The following is a 22,754-nucleotide window of genomic DNA, read 5'->3' as shown; positions in this document are numbered from 1 at the left end:
CGGCCAAGGGTATCGGTGAGGGAGCTGGTGAGGCGGTCAAGCAGGTCGGGCGCGGTGCGGGTGAGGCGGACTCACGGCCCGGTTCAGAACACCAGCGCCATGAGCTGGATCGGGATCATGGCGATGATCGATGCCGCCGAGACCGTCAGCGTCACCGACTTCAGGGCTCCTCGCGTCGTCTGCGGCAGCAGGGTTTGCAGCAGCCAGAACGTGTTGCTGGTCGCGTGGATGACGAACAGCGAGCCCGCGCCCGCCGCCAGGGCGACGAAGATCGGGTCGATGCCCAGCAGCGGCATCACCGGGCCCAGCACGCCGGCGGCGGTGATCGACGCCAGCGTCACCGAGCCGATCGCGATGTGCAGCACCGCCGCCACCAGCCACACCAGCAGCAGCGGCACGACCGTGCTGGTGGAGAAGTAGCCCTTCAGCAGCTCGCCCAGGCCGACGTCCTTCACCGTCTGCGCCAGCGAGCCGCCGACGCCGGTGAGGATGAGGATCTGTCCGCTCTCGTGGAAACCGCGCTTGAACGCCGCCGCGGTCTGCTCCGCCGGGAGCTTCCAGCGCGCGATGATCACGGCCCCGATCAGGCCGATGAGCAGGGCGATCACCGGGTCGCCGAGGAAGTCGACCCACGGTGAGGAGAACTCGGCCATCTCCGCGATGGCGCCGAAGGCGATCAGCACCAGCGCGAGCAGCAGCGGGGACAGCAGCAGCGGCAGCGGCGGGAGCTCGCGCGGCGACCGCTCCTCCTCGGCGACCTCGGCGACCGGCAGTTCCTCGGTCTCGTCGAGCTTCGGGTTCCACAGGCCGCGCTTGGCCAGCGCGGTGAACAGCGCCAGCGTGACGACGATGGTGAAGACCGCCGTGACGGTGCCGAAGAGGAACATCTTGCCGAACGGCAGGTCCAGCACGCCGGCCAGCGCGACGGCCCCGACGCCGGGCACCACGAACACGAGGCCGACCTCGATGCCCAGCGCCATCGCCGCGCACATCCGGGCGGCGCCGTACGGGCCGATCTGCCGGGACAGCCGGCTGGCCAGCGGCGCGGTGATCACCAGCAGCACGTCCGCGAAGATCGACTGCAGGACCGTGCCGACGGTGGCGCCGAAGGTGTAGGGCAGGCTCCGCGGCCCGAAGGTGCGCACGAGCAAGTCGACGAGCTTCTCGATCGCGCCGAGGGAGGCCATCAGCGAGCCGAGCAGCACGCCGAAGGCGATCAGCAGCCCGACCTCGGTCATCAGGTCGCCGAAGCCGGTGGTGATGGACTTGATGGTCTGCTCGGGGCCCAGTCCGGAGACCAGGCCCAGGTAGATCGCGCCGAGGACGAGCGCGATGGCCGGGCTGATCTTGGCGCGGAGGATGAGCACGACGACGCCGACGATGGTTATCGCGGCGTTGGCGAAGACAACGATGTCCGACATCTATGGGTCCGATTCGTCGGGGTCGGCACGAGCCGACTCCTGAGTTCTGCGGCGAGCAGCGCTTTTCCCACCGGGTCGGGTTTTGCCCAACCGGCGGCTACGAAGACGGACCGGCGAAGCATACACATCATCGTTGCGTGATCAAGGCCTTGTGAATCCTCATTCGGGTGATTACGGTCCTGCCTTGCCGAATAAAGGCATCAGTTTCCCAAATATTGAAAAGCAGGGGCTTGCGGAGACGGACACCTCCACGCCCCGGGCGCTCACATCGCCCATGCCGCAACACCGTGACAACAGGAGAAGACCGATGGCGTCCAACGGACACGGGCCCCTCACCGGGGTCCGGGTGGTCGAGCTCGGCAACTTCATCGCCGCCCCGACCGCGGGGCGGATCCTCGCCGAGTTCGGCGCCGACGTCATCAAGATCGAACGCCCCAAGACCGGCGACGAGCTGCGCAACTGGCGGCTGCACGGCGGCGACGTGTCGCTGCTGTTCCGCACCATGGCGCGCAACAAGCGCTCGATGACCCTCGACCTGCGCTCCGCGCCGGGCCAGGACGTCGCGCGGAAGCTGATCGCCGGCGCGGACATCGTGCTGGAGAACTTCCGGCCCGGCACGCTGGAGAAGTGGGGACTCGGCCCGGCGGAGATCCGCCGGGCCAACCCGGAGGCCGTGCTGGTGCGGATCTCCGGGTTCGGGCAGACCGGGCCGTACCGGGAGCGCCCGGGCTTCGGCGGCGTCGCCGAGGCCTTCGGCGGCGTGCGGCACCTGACCGGCTACCCGGGCATGCCGCCGGTGCGCACCGGCGTCAGCCTGGCCGACTCGGTGGCCGGGCTCTACGCGGTCATCGGCGCGTTGATGGGATTGCTGCGCCGCCGCTCCGGCGAGCCCGGCGAGACCGTCGACGTCGCGCTGTACGAGGCGATCTACTCGCTGATGGAATCCTCGGTGCCGGACTTCGACGCCTTCGGCGTCACCCGGGACGCCACCGGGGCGACGATTCCCGGGGTCGTTCCGTCGAGCACCTACCGGTGCGCCGACGGCAAGTACGTGGTGGTCGGTGGCAACAACAACGCCATCTACGCCCGGCTGATGAACCTGATCGACCGCCCCGACCTGGCCGATGATCCCGCGCTGCAGACGAACGTGGGCCGGGTCGAGCGGGGCGCGGAGATCGACGAGGCGATCGGCTCCTGGACGGCGCGGCTGGACAGCCCCCGGGTGCTGGAGCTGCTCGCCGGGGCGTCCGTCCCCAGTGGACCCATCTACGACGTGCCGGACATCGTGGCCGATCCGCACTTCGCGGCCCGCGGGATGCACGAGCGGCACCCGGTGCGCATCGAAGGCGACGAGACCCGCGAGGTGCTGTTCCCCGGCATCGTCCCGAAGCTGACCGAAGAACCGGGCGGCACCCGCTGGCTCGGCCCGGAACTGGGCGAGCACACCGACGAGGTGCTGGCCGAGCTGGGGCTCTCCCAGACCGAAACCGCCGAGCTGCGGGCCGAAGGAGTGGTCTGATTGGTACTCATCACTGAGGTGTCGCTGCGCGACGGGCTGCAGATCGAGCCGGTGATCGTGCCCACCGCCGACAAGGTCCGCTTCGGCGAACTGCTGGTCGAGGCGGGTTTCAAGCACCTGGAGATCGGTTCGTTCGTCAACCCGAAGCGGGTGGCGACGATGGCCGACACCGCCGAGGTCGTCGCGGGCCTCGCCGACCAGCCGGCGACCTTCCACACGCTGGTGCTCAACGAACGGGGCGCGCAGCGCGCCGTCGAGGCGGGCGCGAAGAACGTGCGGCTGGTGCTTTCGGCCAGCGAGGGCCACAGCGTGTCGAACGCCGGTACCGGCACGGCGGAAGCGATGCAGCGCATCGCGCGGGCCGCCGAGATCGTGCACGACGCGGGAATCCGCACCGAGGGCTGCATCGCGACCGCGTTCGTCTGCCCTTTCGACGGTGACACCCCGGTTGAGCGCGTCGTCCGGGTCGCGCGGCACTACGCGGACATCGGCGTCGACGTGCTGCACCTCGCGGACACCATCGGCGCGGCTTCGCCGGGCGACATCAGCCGCGCGGTCACCGCGGTGCGCGACGTCTTTCCCGTGGAGCGAACGGGGCTTCACCTGCACAGCACCTACGGCATGGCCGACGCCAACGCCTGGGAGGCCTACCGCTGCGGCATCCGGCGCTTCGACGCCGCGCTCGGCGGGCTCGGCGGCTGCCCGTTCGCGCCGGGCGCGACCGGCAACATCGCCGCCGACGACCTGATCCACCTGTTCCACCGGGAGGGCATCGACACCGGGATCGACGTGTCCAAGCTCGGCGCGCTGCGCGATCACCTCGCCGGACTGGTCGGGCACGCGCTGCCGTCGGCGCTGGCGAAGATCCCGGCCGCTCCGGCGGAAGTCCGGCGCTAGCCGTGGCCGCGGAACCGTTCACCACCGGCGTCGGCGTCCTGGACCGCTCGGTGGCCATCCTGGACTGCGTGGAAAGCCACCCGATGGGCACCAGCGAACTGGCCAGGACGCTAGGCCTGACGGTGTCCACCGCGCACCGCCTGGCCACCGCGCTCGTCGCGCACGGCCTGCTGCGGCGCGACGCCGCCGGCTGCTTCCACCTGGGCCCGCGCTTCGCGACCTCGGCGCTCGCCGAGACCGCGCGGCCGGTGCTGGAGGAATTGTGCGCAGCGGCAGGGGAATCGGTGCAGCTGTGGGTCCGGCGAGCCGACCACCGGCTGTGCATCGTGAGCGTCGAGTCACCGGAGGAGCTGCGGGCCAGCCAGCCCGTGGGCACCTTGCTCCCGTTCCCGCACGGATCGTCCGGCCAGGTGCTGCTCGGCGAGCGGAACCCGGACGGCCACGCCTGGGTGGAGAGCGTCCAGGCCCGCGCGCCGGGTGTCGGCTCGGTCAGCGCTCCGGTGCGCCTGCACGGCGACACGATCGCGGCGGTATGCCTTTCGGCGCCGACACAACGACTCCTGCCAAGCCCGGGCCAACGCTTCGGCGCCCAGGTCGTCGCCGCCGCCACCCGCATCGGAGCGGCTCTCGACAGCTAGTGGCGGCCGGCGGCCGCCGGTTGGTCCGCTGCGTCGTGGTCACCAGGGATGCCGGTCACCCCGATCCGCCGCGCATCTCGCTCGGGATGCACGAAGATCATCGCGGCCAGGCCACCGACGACCATCAGGACGCCGGGGATGGCGAACGCGACGCCGAAGCCGGTGCTCGCGTCCGCCGCCGCCTCGACGATCCGTCCGGTGACGTACGGCGCGGCGAGACCGGCGAGCGTGACCAGGCCGACGGTGGTGGACAGCACCGCGCCGCGCTGCGCGGGTGGGCTGATCTCGGCGTTCACGGTCTGGCCGATGGCGAAGGTGACGGCCCCGAAGCTGAAGGCGACCGCGATGAGCGCGATCCGCAGGCCTGGATGCGCCACCACCGGGATGAGCAGCATGGCGGTACCCGCCAGCAGGAGGGCGGATGCGCCCAGGACGCCGCGGGCGACCCGGCTGGACAGGCCGCGGTGCATCATCCACTGCGTCAGGGCCCCTTGCCCGAAGGTCAAGACCGTCTTGAGCACCCAGGGCGCGGTTACGATGGCGCCGGCCGCCACCGCGGAGTAACCCAGTGCGGTTTCGGCGTAAACCGGAACCCAGGCGAGCAGCAGCGCGGACGCCCAGTACGCGCCGAAAGCGCCCACGAATCCGGCGAGCCAGGTGGGGCTGAGCAGGATCCGGCGATAGGGCACGCGCAGCGCGGCTGCCGGTTGCGGCTCCTGCTCGATAGCGTCCGCGCCGGGCGTGGCATCGGCTCGTCCCTCACGGCCGATCAACGCCCAGGCGATGCACCACGCGACTCCGACGAAGAACAGCGTCAAGAACGCCCAGCGCCATCCGAAGTGGACGATGACCAAAGTGAGCAGCGGCGCCGCGAGCATGCCGCCCATCCCGCCGCCACCGACGACCAGCGCACCGGGGATGCTGCGCTTCTCGTTCGGGAACCACTTGAACGCGGCGTGCAGGGCGACCGGCTGGGCCGGGCCTTCCGCCGCACCCAGGACGATCCGGCTCACCAGCAGCAGGCCGAAGCCGGCGCCGGCGGCCACCGGCAGCTGGGTGACCGCCCAGATCATGACCAGGGTGAACAGGATCCACTTGGCCGAGGCCCTGTTGGCGAGGAATCCGACCGCGACGGCGGAGACGTTGAACAGGAAGAAGAACGAGCTCGACAGCAGGCCGTACTCGGCCGGGGTCAGGCCGAGCTCGCGCATGATGGAGTTCGCGGCCAGGCCCAGCACGGCCTTGTCCGCGTAGTTGATCAGCATGAATACCAGCAGCAGGCTCATGACCGCCCAGGCGCGGCGGTCTGCGTTCGGCGACTTCATCGGCGCTCCAACGGGTTGGTCTCAGGTGGCGAGCAGGGCCTTGGCGATGCCGTTCTTCTGGATCTCCGAGGAACCGGTGAGGATGCGGAACATCCGCAGCCGGCGGAACAGCCACTCGACCTCGGCGCCGCGCACCATCCCCGCCTTGCCGTGGATCTGCACCGCTTCATCGGCGATGTGGAATGCGTTCTCCGCGACGAAGAGCTTGCACATGAACGCCTCGGTCCGGGGCTTGGTGCCCGCGTCGAGCGCAGCCAGCGCGTCGTAGGTCATGCTGCGGGCCGCGTAGTAGGCCGTGGCCATGTCCGCGATCTTGTGCTGGATGGACTGCAGCGCGGCCAGAGGCGCTCCGAAAGCCCGTCGCTCACCGACGAATTCCACGGTCAGCTGCAGCGCTCTGCGGGCATGCCCGAGCACCGTCGGGCAGTGCAGCAACCGGTTGGTCGTGACCCGGCCCAGCCCGACGCGCAGCCCGTCGCCGACCTTCCCCAGCAGCTGATCGGCGCCGACGTAGCAGTCGTCCAGGACGATGTCGCTTTCGATGTGCTGGCCGGACATCGGCGTCTGACCGTCGACCACCGTGCATCCGGGGGCGTCGAGGTCGACCAGGAACGCGGAGTACGTCTCCTCCGCTCCCGCCATCCGGGCGACCAGCACCGAGAAATCCGCGAACGGTCCGGCCGAGGAGAAGACCTTGTGCCCGGTGATCCGCCAGCCGTCCCCGTCCGGGGTGGCGGTGGTGCTCATTGCCCGCACGTCCGAACCCGCCCCGGATTCGGTCAGCGAGAAGCAGCAGGCGCGTTCGCCCCGGATGACCGGCAGCAGGTACTTCTCCAGCTGTGCGGCGGTGGCGTGTTCGAAGATGGCGCCGGCTCGCAGCGGGCCTCCCATGTCACCGAGCACCGAGTGGTAGAGGATGCGGCCGGAGGCACCGACCTCCTCCTTGAGCGCGGCCAACTCGGTGTGGGACAGCCCCTGCCCGCCGTACTCCGGCGGCAGGTGGATCCCGTAGAAGCCGAGCTCGCGGCAGCGCTTCCAGACCGGCTCCAGCATCTCCCGGCCGAGCCTCGTTTCCGGTGTGAGGCCGAGGGACCGCTCGTACTCGGCGAGTTCGCCGTCGAGGTAGTCCCGCAGCCGCGCGACGAGATCGGCCAAGCGGGGGTTGTCGTCGTAGGTGGGGGTGAGCGTGAACGACATGCGCTTCCTTCCTCAGTGGACCTTCCGGGCACCGGTCGGCCAGTACCGGTCGCGAACCGCGCGGCGGTCGATCTTCCCGTTGCGGTTCACCGGGAGTTCGGTCACGAAGTCGACGGATTTGGGCAGCTTGGTGCGGGCCAGCCGCTGGGCGCAGAAGTCGATGAGTTCGCCGTCGCGCACTCCGGCCCCGGGCCGGGACACCACGACCGCCTTGACGGCCTCGCCCCACTTCTCGTCCGGCACTCCGACGACGCAGGCTTCGGAGACCGCCGGGTGCTCGTAGAGCGCCGCCTCCACCTCGCTGCAGTAGACGTTGAAGCCACCCGAGATGATCATGTCCTTCTTCCGGTCCACGATGAACAGGTAGCCGTCGGCGCGCAGGTATCCGATGTCGCCGGTGTGCACCCAGCCGTCGCGGAACGTCTGCGCGGACAACTCCGGCTCGTGCCAGTACTCGCGGACGCAGTCCGGCCCGCGGACGACGACTTCCCCTAGGGCACCGGCCGGAACGGGCGCGCCGTCCTCGTCGACCACGCTCACTTCGGTGTCGAAGACCGCGCGCCCGCAGGACGACAGCAGCTCAGGATCCTCGGCGATGCCGCGGGCCACGTCCTCGCTGGTGAGAACGGTGACCCCGCTGGTGGTCTCAGCCTGCCCGTAGCCCTGCATCACGATCGGCCCGAACACCGTGACGGCCTCGCGCAACCGTTGCGGCGAGACCGGCGCTCCGCCGACCCGCAGGCAGTTCATCGTGGACAGATCGGTGGCGCCGATCGACGGGTGCGAGAGCACCATGTTCAGCATGGTGGGCACGAGGAAGGTCGAGGTGATGCGCTCGGTTTCGACGGCGCGCAGGAACTCGCCCGCGCCCCACTTCGGCAGCACGACGACGGTGGTGCCGCGGGCGAACGCCGCCAGCAGGCCCATCCCGGTGGCGTGCGTGATGGGCCCGGCGGCGAGGTAGCGCTCGCCGCCGGGGTCGCTCCGCTCCGGCGTCATCAGCCGCTTGCGCATGTTCGCCAGCCGATTGCCGGTCGTCTGCACGGCGGCCTTCAGCTTCCCGGTCGATCCCGAGGTGAAGTTCAGCACCGCCGGATCGTCGGCCGCGACCTCCACCGCGACCGGCGCCGGATCTCCCTCGCCGAGCAGGCGCGCATAGCCGTCCGGATCGTCCTCGTAGTCGATCACTTCACAGGGCAGTCCCGCGTCGCGCACCACGTTGCGCGCCAGCTCGGCGTGGGCGCGGTCCACGAACAGCACGCGGACCGCGGCATCGGCGAGGACGTGCTCGACCTCCCCCGCCGCCAGTCGGGCGTTGATCGGCACCCGCAGGAATCCGCCTTTGTACAAGGCCATTTCGGTTTCCACCAGCTCCGCGCTGTTCCCGGCGTAGGTGGCCACCGCCTGCCCCGGCTCGATTCCCCGCGCGAGCAGCGCCGAGGCCAGCCGATTGGTCCGTTCCTCCAGCTCCCGGTAGGTCCACCGCCGGTCTCCGCAGGCCAGGGCCTCCCGGTCCGGCCAGAACGTGCTGCTGCGGGTGAGGTAGCAACCCAGGTTCACACCGACTCCCAGTTCGTCATCAATATGACCATTAGTAGACAGGTTGTCTACTAACACGCAGGATGTCAATGGCTGCGTATACTGCCTGCACAACGGTGAACCGAGCAGCCTCACGAAGGGTTTTCCCGATGTCGACCGAGGATCGGCGCAGCCGCCGAACCCGCCGCCTCCTGCGAGACGCCCTGGTCGCACTCGCGCTGGAACGCGGCTACGCGAACGTGAAGGTGGAGGACATCACCGAGCGCGCCGACCTGGGGAGGGCGACCTTCTACAAGCACTACGCCGACAAGGACGCGCTGCTCAGCCAGGTGGTGTCGGACCTGCTGGAGGAATTGCACGCCCGACTGCTCCCCCTGGTCCCGGCCTCCTCGGTCGGGTTCACCGGCAAACCGGTCCTGGAGATGTACCGGCACGCCCTGGAGGAACGCGACCTGTACCGGGTCATCCTCCGCGGCGAAGGCGACGGACGCGCATTGCGCGAGTTCATGGACGCGCGGACCGCCGCGGCCGCGAAGATCTTCCAGTCGCGCGCCGATTACCGGGGCGTGTCACCGAGGATCGACGTCGAGGTGCTCGCCCGGGCCTGGGTCGGCGAGCAGACCGCCGTGATGCGCTGGTGGCTGGAATCCGACCCGCCGGAGCTGAGCCCGGAGGAGATCACCGGCATGCTCCACGACCTTTCCCTGCGCGGCCGCCACTGGGCGAACGGGTTCGACGGCGAACCGGCGGACGAGTAAAGCAAAACCCCCGGCACCACCATCCACATCGGACAGTGATGCCGGGGGCTCGAGGATCGCTCAGCGGGCCAGGCTGGACTCCAGCTGGCCGGCCAGCTCGTTCATGATCCCGGCGTAGCTGGCGTAGCTCATCGGCGCGACCGCGTCCCATTCGACGAAGCGGTTCGCCGCGGCCGCCGGGTGCGAGGCGAACACCGGGTTCTCCTTCATCTGCTCCGGCTTCATCGACGCGGGCCGGGCGTCCCACAGCAGGACGTCGGCGGGATAGGCGTTGGCCTTCTCCCAGGACAGCCGCTCGAAGTAGCCGCCGCCGGCCACGTCCGGGTTCTTCGGCGTCGTGATCGGCAGGCCCAGCTCCTTGACGTAGTAGTCCAGGTCGGGGTTGCGGCCCGGGACCACCACGAAGTACTCCTCCTTGGTGCCGCCCACGGCCAGGATCGACTTGCCCTCGGCGCGCATCCGCGCCCCGATGTCGCGCAGGCGCTGGGCGGCCGCGTTGAACCGCTGCTCGTCGGCCTTCACCCGCTCCGAGTCGACGTCGCCGCCGAGCGCGCGAGCCAGCTCCTTGTACTTGCGGATGGCATCGGGCAACGCGATGCCCGACTGCTCGACGCCGACGGTCGGCACGATCCGCTTGACCGCCTCCTCCTGGTCCTGGACCAGGTGCCAGAGGCCGGCGAACTCCGCGTACTTGCCGCTGACCAGCAGCTCCGGGCTGAGAGAGGTCAGCCGCTCCAGGTTCACCTCGCCGTAGCCGGGCCCGGTGACGTCGGTGACCTGGCGAGGATCGATGCTGCCCGCCTCCGGCTCGGTCGAGCCGTCGTCGCGCACCAGCGGCCCGAACGTGCCGACCACGTTCACCCCGAAGTCCTTCAGCGCGCCGGCCGCCGAAACCTGAGCGACGATCCGCTCCGGGCGCTTGTCCGCGTTTACGGTGATCCCACGATCGTCGGTGTAGGACCAACCGGTGCCCGCCTGGTCGCTCTGACCTGGCGAGGCGCACGCCGTCAGCGAGCCGACGGCGACGAGCAACGCGGCAGCGGCTCGGATCTTGTGACGCAAACCAACCTCCCCAATTCCGTAAGGCTAGGCTAACCTAGCACTCGATCTCGGGAGGTTACGGATGGCAGGTACGCGGACCGCGCAGTTGATCGAGCAGAAGCCCGTCTACCGGACGTTCCCGGTCGAAGTCGCGCGGGTGCGACGGCTCGGCCCGAGCTTCGTCCGGATCACGTTCACCGCCGAATGCTTGCGCTCCTTCGGCGCCGGTGGCGACGACCAGCGGATCAAGCTGGTGCTGCCGCAGCCGGGCCGCACCCTCGCGGACTTCCCGAGCGGGCCCGACTGGTACCAGCGGTGGCTCGCGATGCCCGACGAGATCCGCCCGAACCTGCGCACCTACACGGTCCGCGCCTACCGCGGCGACTCCGCCGAGCTCGACGTCGACTTCGTGCTGCACGGCGGCCCCGCCTCGAACTGGGCGGCGGCGGCGCGGCCCGGCGACGAGATCGGCCTGCTCGGCCCCGACCGGCCGGGCACCGGCCGCATGTGGGGCTGCGAGTGGGCCCCGCCCGTGACGGCCAGCCACCTGGTGCTCGCCGGCGACGAGACCGCCGTGCCCGCCGTCGCTTCCATCATCGAAGCGCTCCCGCCGTGCACGCGCGGCATCGTCTGCCTCGAAGTGCCCGAGGAGCACGACCGGCAGGACTGGAACCTGCCCGACGGCGTCGAGGTGCGCTGGTTCCCCCGCTGCGCGGCGGTGCCGCACGGCAAGCTGCTGGAGGAAGGCGTCGCCGCGGCCCTGGACGAGCTGCGCCCGCGATCGCGCGGCGGCGCGGCCGAACTCGACGACGTCGACGCGGACACCGCGAAGCTGTGGGACGTGCCCGACATCGTCGAGGACGCGGCCACCCCCGGTTCCTTCTACGGCTGGCTGGCCGGCGAGGCAGGCGTGATCAAACGGCTGCGCCGATTGCTGGTGAGCGACTACGGCGTCCCGAAGCAGGCGGTCGCCTTCATGGGCTACTGGCGCGAGGGCCACTGCTGACCGCCTGATCTGTCGGTGACATCGGATACTGTGCTCTGCGACACCAAAAGTGCTGGACAGGTAGCCGAAGGGGCGCAGTCATGGCCGCCACGACCACCATGGCCACCGACGATTTCGTCGCGCAGGCCGACCCGTACCGCCGGGAACTGCTGGCGCACTGCTACCGGATGCTCGGCTCGCTGCACGACGCCGAAGACCTCGTGCAGGAGACGTACCTGCGCGCCTGGCGCGCCTACGACCGGTTCGAGGGCCGGTCGTCGCTGCGCACCTGGCTCTACCGGATCGCCACCACGACCTGCCTGACCGCGTTGGAAAGCCGGAAGCGCCGGCCGCTGCCGACCGGCCTGGGCGGCCCCACTGACGATCCGGGCGGCGAGCTGGTCGAGCTTCCCGAGGTGTCGTGGCTGGAACCCATCCCGGACGGCATGGTCACCGACGAGCACACCGATCCGGCGGCGATCGTCGGCACGCGGGAGAGCACCCGGCTGGCGTTCATCGCCGCCCTGCAGCACCTGCCCGCCCGGCAGCGGGCGGTGCTGATCCTGCGCGACGTGCTGAAGTGGAAGGCCGCCGAGGTCGCCGACGCGCTCGACATCAGCACGGCCGCGGCCAACAGCATCCTGCAGCGCGCCCGTGCCCAGCTCGACCAGGTCAAGCCGTCCGAGGACGACATCCCGCAGCCGCTGACCGCCGAGCAACGGCAGCTGCTGGAGCGCTACGTGGCGGCGTTCGAGGCCAAGGACATCCCGGCCATCGTGCAGATGTTCACCGACGACGCGGTCTGGGAGATGCCGCCGATCGCGACGTGGGTGCGCGGCGCCGAGCACATCGGCCAGCTGGTCGACCTCAAGTGCCCGGCTGGGCCGGGCGAGCTGCGGCTGCTGCCGGCCCGGGCGAACGGCCAGGTCGCCTTCGGCGTGTACCGGCGCGAGCCCGACGGCGTGTTCCGGCCGTTCCACCTGCAGGTGCTGGACTTCGACGGCGCGAAGGTCAAGCACACAGTCGCGTTCTTCGACGTCAGCATGTTCCCCAAATTCGGCCTGCCCGACACCTGCCCGCGGTGATCCCGGCGCGCCGGAACCGGGGCGGGCACCGGCGCGTCGAACAGGCGTGCATTCGATCATGAGAGTCGTTCCGCTGGCGGTGGCCGTGCTGGTCGCCGGTTGCGGAACCGCCGAACCTGGCACGCCGTCACCGGCGGCCCCGCCCAGCCAGGCCGCCGCGCCGCCCGTGCAGCCGCCGCCCGACACCTTCGACCTGGCGGCCGCGGAGGAACTCATCACCCGCGAGGGCTTCACGCCGACGCCGCCGGAGGGAACGCTGGCCGGGCCGCTGCGCGCGATCCACTCGATGTGCACCGGCAGCGCGAACGGCCGCTGCCAGGAGGTGTTCTTCTTCGACGGGCAGCGCGTGGCCGGGACGATCCACGCCGGCATGATCGAGATCTCCGAGCAGGACGGCAGTTCGGTGGTGCTGTCCTTCCCGCGGTACGCGCCGGGCGATCCGGGCTGCTGCCCGAGCGCGGGAGCGAGCACTCACCGGATCACCTTGGCGGGCGGCGGAATCCAGGCCGAACCGCCGATCCCGGACCTGCCCAACGGGCAGGGCGGCTAGCCCAGCGGGTGCTCGGCGAGGAACCGCAGCACAGCGCCGGAGGACTCGGCCTGCTGCTCCTCGAAGTAGGCGTGGCGGGCACCGTCGAGGTAGTGCAGTTCGGCACCGGCGATTCGTTCGGCGATGATCGCGGCGTTCTCCGCCGGGCTGAAGATGTCGTCGGTGCCGTGCAGCACCAGCGTCGGTGCCGTCACGCGGTCCAGCTCCGCCCAGCTGTCGTGGCCGTTGCTGGCCCGGAGATGCCCGCGCCGGGCATGGTTGGGCATCGGCCCACCGAGCGTCACGTACGGGCCGGGGTGGGTCTGCACCCACCCCGGCGTGTACATCAGGTCGATCAGGGCCTGGCGCGCCGCGTCCGCCGACGGCTGCGCCAGGGATCGGGTCACCTCGGCGGCGGCGCGCAGTCCGCGGGTGCCGCCGACCGAGGTGCAGCCCAGGACCAGCGCGCCGACCCGGTCCGGGTGGTCGATCGCCACCCACTGCGCCACCTTGCCGCCCATCGAGGTGCCGTAGACGTGGGCGCGCGCGAGGCCCAGCTCGTCGAGGACGGCGATCACGTCGGCGGCGAAGCGGCGGACGCTGTACTCCGCGTCGGCGGGCTTGTCGCTCTGCCCGGTGCCGAGGTAGTCCAGCACGATCGTCCGGTAGTCGTCCTCGAAGTCGGTGTGCACGTTGTCCCACCAGTGGTGGGTGTTCGCCTGCCCGCTCAGCAGCACGAGCGGTTCGCCGGAACCCCGGACCTGGTAGTAGATCTTCGCTTCATCAGCTGTCGTCGCGAACGGCACGCCGACATCCTAGAGTGGCCTGCGGAGACGTCTGGGCGCCTGGTGGCCCCCTCGGCCTTCAAAGCCGGTGGCACCGAGCACCTCGGTGCGGCGGGTTCGATTCCCGTCCGTCTCCGCCGGTAAACCCGCCGCCGACGTGCTGCAATGGGGCCATGACCGGGGCCGCGGCGATTCGCCTGACCCAGTACGCGCACGGCGGCGGCTGCGCCTGCAAGATCCCGCCCGGCGAACTGGAGTCGGTCCTCAGCGGCTTGACACCCGTCGTCGAGCGGCCGAACGCGGAGCTGGTCGTCGGCCTGGAGACCGGCGACGACGCCGCCGTGGTGCGCACCGACGGCGGGCAGGCGATCGTGGCCACCACGGACTTCTTCACGCCTGTTGTGGACGATCCCTATGACTGGGGCCGTATCGCCGCCACGAACGCGCTGTCGGATGTCTACGCGATGGGCGGTACGCCGATCCTCGCGGTCAACCTGCTCGGCTGGCCGCGCGACGTGCTGCCGTTCGAGCTGGCCGCGGAGGTGCTGCGCGGCGGTTGCGACGCCGCCGGGGCGGCGGGCTGCCACGTCGGCGGCGGGCACAGCGTCGACGATCCCGAGCCGAAGTACGGCCTGGCGGTCACCGGCCTGGTCGAGCCGGATCGGTTGCTGCGCAACGACACCGCGCGGCCCGGCCTACCGCTGTCGCTGACGAAGCCGTTGGGCATCGGCGTCCTCAACACCCGGCACAAGAGCACCGGCGAGCGCTTCGAGCAGGCGATCGACGCGATGACGACGCTCAACCGCGATGCCGCCGCCGCGGCGGCGCGGGCGGGCGCGGTGTGCGCGACCGACGTCACCGGATTCGGCTTGCTGGGACACCTGTTCAAGACGATGCGCGCTTCCGGCACCTCCGCCGAGATCGACGTCGCCGCCGTGCCCTACCTCGACGGCGCGCGGGATGCGGTGCGGGCCGGGTTCGTCAGCGGCGGCACCCGCCGGAACCTCGACTGGGTTCGCCCGCACCTCGATCCCGGTTCGGCGCCGGAAGAGGACCTGCTGCTGCTCGCCGACGCGCAGACCTCCGGCGGGCTGCTCGTGGTCGGTGAGATTCCCGGCGCAGCGGTGATCGGCCGGGTGCTTCCTACCCGCACCGCGACGATTTCGCTGCTCTGAAACGCATCCGCCCACATCGTGGGCAGCCGCGATGATCCATTGACGCTTCTCTGGGACGCTTCTAGCGTTCTCGGTATGGCTCAGTCGGTGCAGTTGGTCACCAGGGACCACGTCGACCTCCTCCGGGTCAGCTCCGCCGCCTGTCCGCGGCACTGAGCGCCCGCAGTCCCGCGCCTCTCCCGGCATCGTTCGCCGGTCTCGTTCGCCGCCTCCTCCGGCGCCGTTCTTCCGCGCCTTCAGCGCGCTCGCCCACTTGAATCCACTGTGGAGTCAACTCCGCCCGGCAGCAAGGACCTGCAGATGGCACCACGACCGAACCTGCACCTCGCGGTGGCGCTGGACGGCGCCGGCTGGCATCCCGCCGCGTGGCGGGAGGAATCCGCCCGCGCCGCCGAGATCTTCACCGCCGACTACTGGGTCGACGTCGTGCGGGAAGCCGAGCGCGGACTGCTCGACCTCGTCACGATCGAGGACTCGCTCGGCCCGCAAACCACCGCCGACGAGGGCCCGGACGACCGGACCGACCAGGTGCGCGGCCGTCTCGACGCGGGGCTGATCGCCGCCCGCGTCGCGCCCCGCACCACGCACATCGGCCTGGTGCCCAGCGCGGTCGTCACCCACACCGAGCCGTTCCACATCTCCAAGGCGGTCGCCAGCCTGGACTACATCAGCACCGGCCGCGCGGGCTGGCAGGTGCAGGTTTCGGGCCGCCGCAGCGAGGCCGCGCACTTCGGCCGGCGCGAGGTCGATTCCGTGGAACTGTTCGACGAGGCCGCCGACTACGTCGAGGTGGTTCGCCGGCTGTGGGACAGCTGGGAGGACGACGCGGAGATCCGCGACGTCGCGACCGGGCGGTTCATCGACCGCGACAAGCTGCACTACATCGACTTCGCCGGGAAGTGGTTCGACGTCAAGGGACCGTCGATCACGCCCCGGCCGCCGCAGGGCCAGCCGCTGGTGACGGCCCTGGCGACCGAGGCCGCCGCGCACCGGTTCGCCGCCCGCGCCGTGGACATCGCCTTCACCACCCCGCACGACGCGGAGCAGGCCCGGATCGTCGAGCGCATCCGCGCCGAACAGCTGGACGCCGGGCGGGAGCACGACGCCCTGCACGTCTTCGGCGACCTGGTCGTCTTCCTCGGCGAAGGCGCGGCCGACCGCAAGGCGCGGCTGGACGAGCAGGACGGCACGGTGTCCACATCGGACGCTCCGGTGTTCACCGGCACCGCGGCCGAACTCGCCGACCGGCTGCTGGCCTGGGCCGAGGCTGGGCTTTCCGGTTTCCGGCTGCGGCCCGGCGCCATCCCGCACGACCTGACCGCCATCACCCGGGACCTCGTCCCGGAACTGCAACGACGCGGAGCGTTCCGCACCGCCTACGAGGCCGACACGCTGCGCGGCCTGTTCGGCCTGCACCGGCCGACCAGCCGCTACGCCACCGCCGGAGGACACCTGTGAGCAAGCAGATTCACCTGGCAGCGCACTTCCCGGGCGTGAACAACACGACGGTGTGGAGCGATCCGGCCTCGCTGAGCCAGATCGAGTTCTCGTCCTTCGCGCACCTGGCCCGCACCGCCGAGCGCGGGAAATTCGACTTCCTCTTCCTCGCCGAAGGACTGCGGCTGCGCGAGCACGCCGGGAAGATCTACGACCTGGACGTGGTGGGCCGCCCGGACACCTTCACGGTGCTGGCCGGGCTGGCCGCCGTCACCGAACGCCTAGGGCTGGCGGGCACCATCAACTCGACGTTCAACGAGCCCTACGAGGTGGCCCGGCAGTTCGCCAGCCTCGACCACCTCTCCGGAGGCCGGGCGGCCTGGAACGTCGTCACGTCGTGGGACGCGTTCACCGGCGAGAACTTCCGGCGCGGCGGATACCTGCCGGAGGACCAGCGCTACGAACGCGCCGAGCGGTTCCTGCGCACCGCGTGGGAGCTCTTCGACTCCTGGCGCGGCGACGAGATCGTCGCCGACAAGGAATCCGGGATCTTCATCAACGACCCGCTGGCCGGTTCCTTCGCACACCGCGACGCGCACTTCGACATCGCGGGCCGCTTCAACGTGCCGCGCAGCCCGCAGGGCCGGCCGGTCATCTTCCAGGCCGGCGATTCCGACGCGGGCCGCGAGTTCGCCGCCTCGGCCGCCGACGCGATCTTCACCGGCCACGGAACCCTGGAGGCGGGCAAGGAGTTCTACGCGGACGTCAAGGGCAGGCTCACCCGGCACGGCCGGTCCCGCGACGAACTCCTGGTGTTCCCGGCGACGACCGTCGTGCTCGGCGACACCGACGCGGAAGCCCACGAACGCGCCGCGCACATCCGCCACCAGCAGGTCAGCGGGCAGACCGCCATCCGGTTCCTGGAGCAGCTCTGGAACACCGACCTCGGCGACTTCGACCCGGACGGCCCGCTGCCGGACTTCGATCCCGCGACCGGCACCGACACGATCGCCAAGGGCCGGGCCAGCGCCCGCCGGCAGCGCGACCCGATCGCCATCGCCCGACGGTGGCGCGAACTCGCGGAAGCCAAGCAGCTGTCCATCCGGGAGCTGATCATCGAGGTCACCGCGCGGCAGTCGTTCATCGGCACCGCGACGAGCGTGGCCGAGGAGATGAACCGGTCCGTGCAGGAAGAGGCCTCCGACGGCTTCATCCTCGTCCCGCACCTCACTCCCGGCGGCCTGGACGAGTTCGTCGACACCGTGGTGCCGTTGCTGCAGGAGCGCGGCGTGTACCGCACCGAGTACCCGGGTGCGACGCTGCGCGAGAACCTCGGGCTGCCGCCGCTGGAAAACCCCCGCCAGAGCGCGAAAACCGCCTCATGACCAAGACATCCCGGAGGCCGCAGGTGCCCACTCCCCTCTCCGTCCTCGACCTGTCCCCCATCGTTTCCGGGCAGGGCCCGGCGGACGCCCTGCGCAACACCATCGACCTCGCGAAGCGCACCGAACACCTCGGCTACCGGCGCTACTGGGTGGCCGAGCACCACCTCACGCCCGGCGTCGCCTCCGCGGCGCCGGCGGTGCTGATCGCGCTGGTCGCCGGCGCGACCAACCGCATCCGGGTGGGCTCGGCGGCGGTGCTGCTGGGCCACCACGCCCCGCTGGTGATCGCCGAGCAGTTCGGCACGGTCGCGCAACTGCACCCGGGCCGCGTCGACCTCGGGCTGGGCCGCTCCGGCCTGGTGCGGAGCCGGGAGCTGGTGGCCCGGTTCGCCGATCCGGCCGACGGCCCGGCGCCCGCGGCGAAGGTGGTCGACGGGCTGCTGATCCCGCCCAAGCCGCGGGCGCTGGCCAAGTCGAAGCGGTTCCTGGCCCGCATCGAGGAGCAGCAGCGGCTGCTCAGCACCGGCGATCCCGCGGAAGCGCCGCTGGACTACCGCACCCAGGTCGAGCACATCCTGCGGTTCACCAGCGGCGAATTCCGGTCGTCCGGCGGCGAAGAGGTGCACGCCGTGCCCGTCGAGGGCGCCGATCTCGACGTCTGGATCCTCGGCTCCAGCGCCGGGGAGAGTTCGGCGGCGGCGGGTTCGCTGGGCCTGCCGTTCGCGGCGAACTACCACGTCAGCCCGTCCACGGTGCTGGAGGCGGTCGCGTCCTACCGGGAGGGCTTCGCCGCCTCCGCGAAGCTGGCCCGGCCCTACGTCGTGGTGTCGGCGGACGTGGTGGTCGCCGACACCGACGAGCGGGCCAGGGAACTCGCCGCCCCGTACGGGCCGTGGGTGCACAGCATCCGTGCCTGGGAGGGCGCGATCCCGTTCCCCAGCCCGGCCGAAGCCGCCGAGTTCCAGTGGACCGACCAGGCGCGGGAGATCGTCGCCGACCGGGTCGACACGCAGATCGTCGGCGCGCCGGAGACGGTGGCGCGCAAGCTGACGACGCTGCGCGACGCCACGGGCGCCGACGAACTCGTGATCACCACGGTCACGCACGACCACGCCGACCGGGTCCGCTCCTACGAACTGCTCGCGAAGGCCTGGCCGGCGGCCTAGCCGCGACCGATGAACGGCATCGCGGTGGCGGTGACGGTCAGGAACTGCACGTTGGCGTTCAACGGCAGGCCCGCCATGTAGAGCACGGCGTCGGCCACGTGCCGGGCGTCGAAGGTCGGTTCGGGGCGCACCGAGCCGTCCGCCTGCACCGCGCCGGTGGCGATGCCCGCGGTCATCTCGGTGGCGGCGTTGCCGATGTCGATCTGCCCGCAGGCGATGTCGTAGGGCCGCCCGTCCAGCGAGATCGACTTGGTCAGGCCGGTGATGGCGTGCTTGGTGGCGGTGTAGGCGACGCTGCGCGGCCGCGGGCTGTGCGCGGCGATCGATCCGTTGTTGATGATCCGGCCGCCCTGCGGGTCCTGCTCCCGCATGACGCGGAAGGCGTGGTGCGCGCACAGGAACGAGCCGGTCAGGTTGGCCTGCACGACGGCCTGCCAGTCCGAATAGGACAGTTCGCCGACCGAGCCCGCGGCGCCGAAGGTGCCCGCGTTGTTGACCAGCAGGTCCACCCGGCCCCACGCGTCACGGACGCCGTCGAACAACGCGGCGACCGACTCCGGGTCACCGACGTCCGTGGGCACCACGAGGGCGGCGGCGGAGCCCTGTGCGGTCTCCTGCAGCGGCTCGGGCCGCCGGCCTGCCAGCGCCACCCGGTAGCCCGCGCCGAGCAGCGCCCGCGCGATCTCCCGCCCCACGCCCGATCCGGCCCCGGTCACCACCGCGACTCGCATGTCGCTCATCAGCCCTCCCGTCGTCATTGCCAACGGGCTCATTGATACCCCACGGCCGCGCGTGGGTATCCCGGCGCCATGAGCATGGTTTCGCGTCTACCGACTGCAGGGGTGGCGCTGTGCGCCGCGCTCGTCGCACTGGCGGGTTGTGCCGAAGCACCGACGAACCTTCCCGTCGTGCCCGTCCAGGTGCAAAGCGGGGAGGTCACGGTGCGCGGTGTCGTGCGCAGCGGAGTCGAGCAAGGATGCCTGGTCCTCAGCACCGCCGACCGGGAGTACCTGCTGGTGCATCCCCCGTCCACGCTGCGTCCGGGCGTGACCGCCGTCGTCCGCGGCAGGCTCGAGCCGGGCATGGTCACGACCTGCATGCAAGGCACGCCGCTGGTGGTGTCGGAGGCGCACACCGCGTGAGCCGGTCGCCGGCGTCACCGCATGCCTTTGACCTCCTTTCCGTGCAGGGCGAGCGCGTAGATGACGATCACGTCCAGCACGATGACGATGCTGGACCAGACCGGGGAGCCGAGGAAGAACGCGATGTTGGTGAGCAGGCTCAGCACGGCGATGACGATCGCGACCACGCGCGCCCACATCCAACCGGACATCACCCCGACGCCGGCGGCGGCGAGGACGACGCCGAGCACGATGTAGGCGAAGCCGACGTGGCCGAGGGTCGCCGTGCCGGCCGGCGGGACGATGGTGGCGCCGGAGCGCGTGAAAGCCGCGATGCCGTAGATCACCTGGACGACGCCGACGACCAGCAGGACTATGCCGGCGAAGATCACCCACCCCAGCCATGGGGTGGAAATGCCGCGACGCGGCATGTTGCGAGACGTCATGGTTCGGCTCCCTCCGCGGACTCCACCGCCAAAGGGTTGCGAGGCGCCCCGATACGTCCCAGGGCCGAATTGCCCTTAATCCGCCGTGCCCACCGCCGCCTCGGCCCAAACGGTGGAGGGACGTGGGGTGTCGATGCGGTAGTCGGTGGCGCGCGCCTCGAACAGCCGAGTGCCCAGCTCGAAGGCCTTGCCAAGCGGATCGCCCGGATCCCGGGTCACTTCGCCGCGCGAGTTGCCGAAACCTTGCACGACGCCGACGAAGTCGTGGTGGAGGTAGCGTGCGAGCTCCTGCAGGTGCGCGGTGACGCCGACCAGGGAGCCGGGATAGGTTTCCTCCGAGCTGACCACGGCGGCCAGCCGCTTGTTCACCAGCCGCCGCTTGACCTGCTCGTGTTCCGGATAGCCGGCCGCCTCGTAGCAGAAGATCCGGTCGATGAAGATCTTCAGCTGCCCGGAGATGCCGTACCAGTAGAGGGGCGTGGCGAGCACGAGCGCATCGGCGGCGAGGACCTTGCCCGTCAGGAGGTCCTCGTAGTCGTCGTCGATGGAACAACGCCCGGCGGCGTCGCGGCACACCCGGCAGTCGCGCAGCGGCGCCGAAACCACGTCGGAGAGATCAACGATCTCGACCTCGTGGCCGGCCTGCGCGGCCCCGGCGAGCATCGATTCGGCGAGCATGCGGGAATTTCCGTCCTTGCGCGGACTGGAGCTCAAGGCAAGAACTTTCACCGGGAAAGACACCCCCGTTTGTTTGCGGCGCATTTACAGACCAATGCTCACCAGAAACAACCATAAAGACAAGTGGGACATTAAGGCCGGTACTGGTAAGTTTTAATGCATGTTCGATCCGACCCGGCTGCGCCTCCTGGTCGCCTTGCACGAGCAAGGCACGCTGCACGCCGCAGCGGCCGCGCTGCACGTCTCACCGTCCGCCGCCTCGCAACAGCTGGCGACCCTCGCGAAGGAAGCGGGCACGCCGCTGACGGAGGTCGACGGGCGGCGCCTGCGGCTCACCGAAGCCGGGCGAGTCCTGGTGGACCACGCATACGCGCTGCTCGCCAACCTGGAGCGCGCATTCGGCGACGTGCAGGCGGCGGCCCAAGGCGACCTGGGGCAGCTCTGCGTCGGAGGCGTCCCGTCGCTGATCCCGACAGTGCTGATCCCGGCGGCGCAGGCCATCCGCGAACAGCACCCGAGACTGCGAGTCGGCATCCACGAGATAGCGGTACCGGACTGCCTGGACCAGCTCTGCAGCGGCGGCCTGGACGTGATCGTCTCGGTGACGGCGGACGTGGCGCTGCCCGACGACGACCCGAGGTGCACCCGCATCGAACTCGGCACCGACGACTGCCACCTAGTGGTTCCGGCGACCCACCCCATCGCCGACCAGAAGGCGGCCGATCTGAAACGGCTCGCCGACGAGGACTGGATCAGCACGGCGGCGGGCGACGCCTGCGACCAACTGCTGCACTCGACGTGCGCGGCGGCGGGCTTCCGCCCCAACGTGCGACACCGAGCCAGCGACTGGGCCGCGATCGCCGCCCTGGTCGAGGCCGGATTGGGCATCGCCCTCGTACCAAGCCACGCCCGCCTACCGACCACGGCGACGCTGACCACGATCGCAACCGAAGGCGGCCCGATACAACGCCGGATCCACGCAACGATCCGCCGAGGCACCGAAACCCGACCAGCGGTAGCCCACTACCTCACAACCCTGAAGACGGCCGTCGCGCAGCAATGCGCGCCCCGATAGCGGCGAGCGGATTCAGGAGCCCAACCCCCAAACCACCAGAGGGCGTCATGGTGCGCCCGCCGGGCCCCGTGGTGCGGGGATGAGCTCCCGGAGGTACTCGCGGTGTTGGGCTGGCAGTGCTCTGCCGCCGGATCTGGGTGTTCGCCTCGGGTCCACTGTGGGTGGTGGGATGAACTCGGGTCGTCCGTTGTGCATGGTGATGTCCCATCGTTGGTTGTGGAGTGTGCGGTGGTGGTGGCCGCAGAGCATCACCATGTTGTCCAGGTCGGTTGCGCCGCCGTCGACCCAGTGCTGGACGTGGTGTGCTTCCGGAGTTCCCGGCGGCCGGTCGCATCCGGGGAACGCACACACCCCGTCCCTACGCAGCAACGCCGCACGAATATGCGTGGGCGCGGTCCGCTTCGCCCGACCCACATCCAACGGAAGACTGTCACCGTCAAGGACGATCGGCAGGACCTCGGCGTCGCAGGCGATGCGGCGGGCGTTCTGTGCGGTGATGGCGCGTTCGGTGTTCAACGTGCCAGGCATACCGTACTCGTCGACGAACCCCAA

23 protein-coding genes and 1 tRNA gene are annotated in these 22,754 nt (G+C 70.5%); 14 read left to right on the top strand and 10 right to left on the bottom strand.

Annotated elements, in window-relative coordinates; translation table 11 throughout:
* Positions 1 to 83: 83 nt before the first annotated feature.
* Positions 84 to 1,421 carry an SLC13 family permease gene (locus AB0I53_RS44920; protein ID WP_358616061.1) on the bottom strand — a complete coding sequence of 446 codons (1,338 nt, stop codon included), beginning with the start codon at positions 1,419 to 1,421 and terminating at the stop codon, positions 84 to 86.
* Between the two features lie 307 nt (positions 1,422 to 1,728).
* Between AB0I53_RS44920 and AB0I53_RS44915 the strand changes: the two genes are divergently transcribed.
* The 3 genes from AB0I53_RS44915 to AB0I53_RS44905 are packed head-to-tail and all read left to right on the top strand — an operon-like array spanning position 1,729 to position 4,475.
* Positions 1,729 to 2,940, top strand: coding sequence for a CaiB/BaiF CoA-transferase family protein (locus AB0I53_RS44915; RefSeq protein WP_358616059.1), 1,212 nt, complete (start codon positions 1,729 to 1,731; stop codon positions 2,938 to 2,940).
* On the top strand, positions 2,941 to 3,837 hold the full coding sequence (locus AB0I53_RS44910) for a hydroxymethylglutaryl-CoA lyase (RefSeq protein WP_358616056.1): 897 nt from the start codon (positions 2,941 to 2,943) through the stop codon (positions 3,835 to 3,837). It begins immediately after the preceding gene.
* 2 nt (positions 3,838 to 3,839) lie between these two features.
* Positions 3,840 to 4,475, top strand: a complete 636-nt coding sequence (locus AB0I53_RS44905; protein WP_358616053.1) for a helix-turn-helix domain-containing protein — start codon at positions 3,840 to 3,842, stop codon at positions 4,473 to 4,475.
* Here the strand turns inward: AB0I53_RS44905 and AB0I53_RS44900 are convergent.
* From AB0I53_RS44900 to AB0I53_RS44890, 3 genes are read right to left on the bottom strand one after another with little or no spacing between them, the layout of a single operon-like run.
* Positions 4,472 to 5,800 carry an MFS transporter gene (locus tag AB0I53_RS44900; protein ID WP_358616050.1) on the bottom strand — a complete coding sequence of 443 codons (1,329 nt, stop codon included), beginning with the start codon at positions 5,798 to 5,800 and terminating at the stop codon, positions 4,472 to 4,474. The genes AB0I53_RS44905 and AB0I53_RS44900 overlap by 4 nt on opposite strands.
* A 21-nt stretch (positions 5,801 to 5,821) precedes the next feature.
* A complete protein-coding gene (locus AB0I53_RS44895; protein WP_358616047.1) occupies positions 5,822 to 6,997 on the bottom strand; it encodes an acyl-CoA dehydrogenase family protein in 1,176 nt (391 codons plus the stop codon).
* A gap of 12 nt (positions 6,998 to 7,009) precedes the next feature.
* Positions 7,010 to 8,557 carry a long-chain fatty acid--CoA ligase gene (locus tag AB0I53_RS44890; RefSeq protein WP_358616044.1) on the bottom strand — a complete coding sequence of 516 codons (1,548 nt, stop codon included), beginning with the start codon at positions 8,555 to 8,557 and terminating at the stop codon, positions 7,010 to 7,012.
* 128 nt (positions 8,558 to 8,685) lie between these two features.
* On the opposite strand from AB0I53_RS44890, the gene AB0I53_RS44885 reads away from it, so the two are divergent.
* Positions 8,686 to 9,294: a TetR/AcrR family transcriptional regulator gene (locus AB0I53_RS44885; RefSeq protein ID WP_358616041.1), complete on the top strand. Its 609-nt coding sequence runs from the start codon at positions 8,686 to 8,688 to the stop codon at positions 9,292 to 9,294.
* 60 nt (positions 9,295 to 9,354) lie between these two features.
* Here AB0I53_RS44885 and AB0I53_RS44880 read toward each other — a convergent pair whose 3' ends face one another.
* Positions 9,355 to 10,356, bottom strand: a complete 1,002-nt coding sequence (locus AB0I53_RS44880) for an ABC transporter substrate-binding protein (RefSeq protein WP_358616039.1) — start codon at positions 10,354 to 10,356, stop codon at positions 9,355 to 9,357.
* A 61-nt stretch (positions 10,357 to 10,417) separates the two neighbouring features.
* On the opposite strand from AB0I53_RS44880, the gene AB0I53_RS44875 reads away from it, so the two are divergent.
* The 3 genes from AB0I53_RS44875 (at position 10,418) to AB0I53_RS44865 (ending at position 12,955) form a co-directional block, all read left to right on the top strand.
* On the top strand, positions 10,418 to 11,341 hold the full coding sequence (locus AB0I53_RS44875) for a siderophore-interacting protein (protein WP_358616036.1): 924 nt from the start codon (positions 10,418 to 10,420) through the stop codon (positions 11,339 to 11,341).
* A gap of 80 nt (positions 11,342 to 11,421) precedes the next feature.
* On the top strand, positions 11,422 to 12,405 hold the full coding sequence (locus AB0I53_RS44870) for a sigma-70 family RNA polymerase sigma factor (protein WP_358616033.1): 984 nt from the start codon (positions 11,422 to 11,424) through the stop codon (positions 12,403 to 12,405).
* Between the two features lie 58 nt (positions 12,406 to 12,463).
* Positions 12,464 to 12,955, top strand: coding sequence for an LppP/LprE family lipoprotein (locus tag AB0I53_RS44865; RefSeq protein ID WP_358616031.1), 492 nt, complete (start codon positions 12,464 to 12,466; stop codon positions 12,953 to 12,955).
* On the opposite strand, the gene AB0I53_RS44860 is transcribed toward AB0I53_RS44865, so the two are convergent.
* Entirely contained in the window at positions 12,952 to 13,740 is a 789-nt protein-coding gene (locus AB0I53_RS44860) for an alpha/beta fold hydrolase (protein WP_358616029.1), read from the bottom strand. The genes AB0I53_RS44865 and AB0I53_RS44860 overlap by 4 nt on opposite strands.
* 23 nt (positions 13,741 to 13,763) lie before the next feature.
* Here AB0I53_RS44860 and AB0I53_RS44855 point away from each other — a divergent pair.
* From AB0I53_RS44855 to AB0I53_RS44835, 5 genes are all read left to right on the top strand, one after another.
* Positions 13,764 to 13,856 (top strand) — tRNA-Sec (locus AB0I53_RS44855).
* Between the two features lie 36 nt (positions 13,857 to 13,892).
* Positions 13,893 to 14,894 carry a selenide, water dikinase SelD gene (gene selD, locus AB0I53_RS44850; RefSeq protein ID WP_358616027.1) on the top strand — a complete coding sequence of 334 codons (1,002 nt, stop codon included), beginning with the start codon at positions 13,893 to 13,895 and terminating at the stop codon, positions 14,892 to 14,894.
* A 300-nt stretch (positions 14,895 to 15,194) separates the two neighbouring features.
* Entirely contained in the window at positions 15,195 to 16,352 is a 1,158-nt protein-coding gene (locus AB0I53_RS44845) for an LLM class flavin-dependent oxidoreductase (protein ID WP_358616024.1), read from the top strand.
* On the top strand, positions 16,349 to 17,716 hold the full coding sequence (locus AB0I53_RS44840; RefSeq protein WP_358616021.1) for an NtaA/DmoA family FMN-dependent monooxygenase: 1,368 nt from the start codon (positions 16,349 to 16,351) through the stop codon (positions 17,714 to 17,716). Before AB0I53_RS44845 ends, AB0I53_RS44840 begins: the two co-directional genes overlap by 4 nt.
* Positions 17,713 to 18,882 carry an MsnO8 family LLM class oxidoreductase gene (locus tag AB0I53_RS44835; protein WP_358616018.1) on the top strand — a complete coding sequence of 390 codons (1,170 nt, stop codon included), beginning with the start codon at positions 17,713 to 17,715 and terminating at the stop codon, positions 18,880 to 18,882. The genes AB0I53_RS44840 and AB0I53_RS44835 overlap by 4 nt, the downstream gene beginning before the upstream one ends.
* Here AB0I53_RS44835 and AB0I53_RS44830 read toward each other — a convergent pair.
* Entirely contained in the window at positions 18,879 to 19,622 is a 744-nt protein-coding gene (locus AB0I53_RS44830) for an SDR family oxidoreductase (RefSeq protein WP_358616015.1), read from the bottom strand. The genes AB0I53_RS44835 and AB0I53_RS44830 overlap by 4 nt on opposite strands.
* Positions 19,623 to 19,691: 69 nt before the next feature.
* Between AB0I53_RS44830 and AB0I53_RS44825 the strand changes: the two genes are divergently transcribed.
* A complete protein-coding gene (locus AB0I53_RS44825) occupies positions 19,692 to 20,024 on the top strand; it encodes a hypothetical protein (RefSeq protein ID WP_358616012.1) in 333 nt (110 codons plus the stop codon).
* Between the two features lie 14 nt (positions 20,025 to 20,038).
* Here AB0I53_RS44825 and AB0I53_RS44820 read toward each other — a convergent pair whose 3' ends face one another.
* The gene (locus AB0I53_RS44820; protein ID WP_358616009.1) at positions 20,039 to 20,449 is read right to left on the bottom strand and encodes a hypothetical protein; all 411 of its coding nucleotides are present in this window, start codon (positions 20,447 to 20,449) and stop codon (positions 20,039 to 20,041) included.
* Positions 20,450 to 20,524: 75 nt separating this feature from the next.
* Complete coding sequence (locus AB0I53_RS44815; protein WP_358616006.1) at positions 20,525 to 21,211, bottom strand: flavodoxin family protein; 687 nt, start codon at positions 21,209 to 21,211, stop codon at positions 20,525 to 20,527.
* 76 nt (positions 21,212 to 21,287) lie between these two features.
* On the opposite strand from AB0I53_RS44815, the gene AB0I53_RS44810 reads away from it, so the two are divergent.
* Positions 21,288 to 22,202: a LysR family transcriptional regulator gene (locus AB0I53_RS44810; RefSeq protein WP_358616003.1), complete on the top strand. Its 915-nt coding sequence runs from the start codon at positions 21,288 to 21,290 to the stop codon at positions 22,200 to 22,202.
* A 45-nt stretch (positions 22,203 to 22,247) separates the two neighbouring features.
* Here the strand turns inward: AB0I53_RS44810 and AB0I53_RS44805 are convergent.
* Positions 22,248 to 22,754 (bottom strand): HNH endonuclease signature motif containing protein (locus AB0I53_RS44805; RefSeq protein ID WP_358616000.1); only part of this gene is annotated, 507 nt, incomplete at its 5' end.

The organism is Saccharopolyspora sp. NPDC050389 (genome assembly GCF_040655595.1).
Taxonomy (GTDB): Bacteria; Actinomycetota; Actinomycetes; order Mycobacteriales; family Pseudonocardiaceae; genus Saccharopolyspora.
This window is presented reverse-complemented; position numbering and strand designations above follow the sequence as displayed.

Bases quoted from the DNA above. Each gene is read 5' to 3' on its own strand.
- AB0I53_RS44825 (WP_358616012.1), top strand. From the start codon at position 19,692: ATGAGCATGGTTTCGCGTCTACCGACTGCAGGGGTGGCGCTGTGCGCC.
- AB0I53_RS44900 (WP_358616050.1), bottom strand. From the start codon at position 5,800: ATGAAGTCGCCGAACGCAGACCGCCGCGCCTGGGCGGTCATGAGCCTG.
- AB0I53_RS44845 (WP_358616024.1), top strand. From the start codon at position 15,195: ATGGCACCACGACCGAACCTGCACCTCGCGGTGGCGCTGGACGGCGCC.
- AB0I53_RS44820 (WP_358616009.1), bottom strand. From the start codon at position 20,449: ATGACGTCTCGCAACATGCCGCGTCGCGGCATTTCCACCCCATGGCTG.
- AB0I53_RS44895 (WP_358616047.1), bottom strand. From the start codon at position 6,997: ATGTCGTTCACGCTCACCCCCACCTACGACGACAACCCCCGCTTGGCC.
- AB0I53_RS44875 (WP_358616036.1), top strand. From the start codon at position 10,418: ATGGCAGGTACGCGGACCGCGCAGTTGATCGAGCAGAAGCCCGTCTAC.
- AB0I53_RS44815 (WP_358616006.1), bottom strand. From the start codon at position 21,211: ATGCGCCGCAAACAAACGGGGGTGTCTTTCCCGGTGAAAGTTCTTGCC.
- AB0I53_RS44885 (WP_358616041.1), top strand. From the start codon at position 8,686: ATGTCGACCGAGGATCGGCGCAGCCGCCGAACCCGCCGCCTCCTGCGA.
- selD (WP_358616027.1), top strand. From the start codon at position 13,893: ATGACCGGGGCCGCGGCGATTCGCCTGACCCAGTACGCGCACGGCGGC.
- AB0I53_RS44920 (WP_358616061.1), bottom strand. From the start codon at position 1,421: ATGTCGGACATCGTTGTCTTCGCCAACGCCGCGATAACCATCGTCGGC.
- AB0I53_RS44915 (WP_358616059.1), top strand. From the start codon at position 1,729: ATGGCGTCCAACGGACACGGGCCCCTCACCGGGGTCCGGGTGGTCGAG.
- AB0I53_RS44865 (WP_358616031.1), top strand. From the start codon at position 12,464: ATGAGAGTCGTTCCGCTGGCGGTGGCCGTGCTGGTCGCCGGTTGCGGA.
- AB0I53_RS44830 (WP_358616015.1), bottom strand. From the start codon at position 19,622: ATGAGCGACATGCGAGTCGCGGTGGTGACCGGGGCCGGATCGGGCGTG.
- AB0I53_RS44870 (WP_358616033.1), top strand. From the start codon at position 11,422: ATGGCCGCCACGACCACCATGGCCACCGACGATTTCGTCGCGCAGGCC.
- AB0I53_RS44810 (WP_358616003.1), top strand. From the start codon at position 21,288: ATGTTCGATCCGACCCGGCTGCGCCTCCTGGTCGCCTTGCACGAGCAA.
- AB0I53_RS44835 (WP_358616018.1), top strand. From the start codon at position 17,713: ATGACCAAGACATCCCGGAGGCCGCAGGTGCCCACTCCCCTCTCCGTC.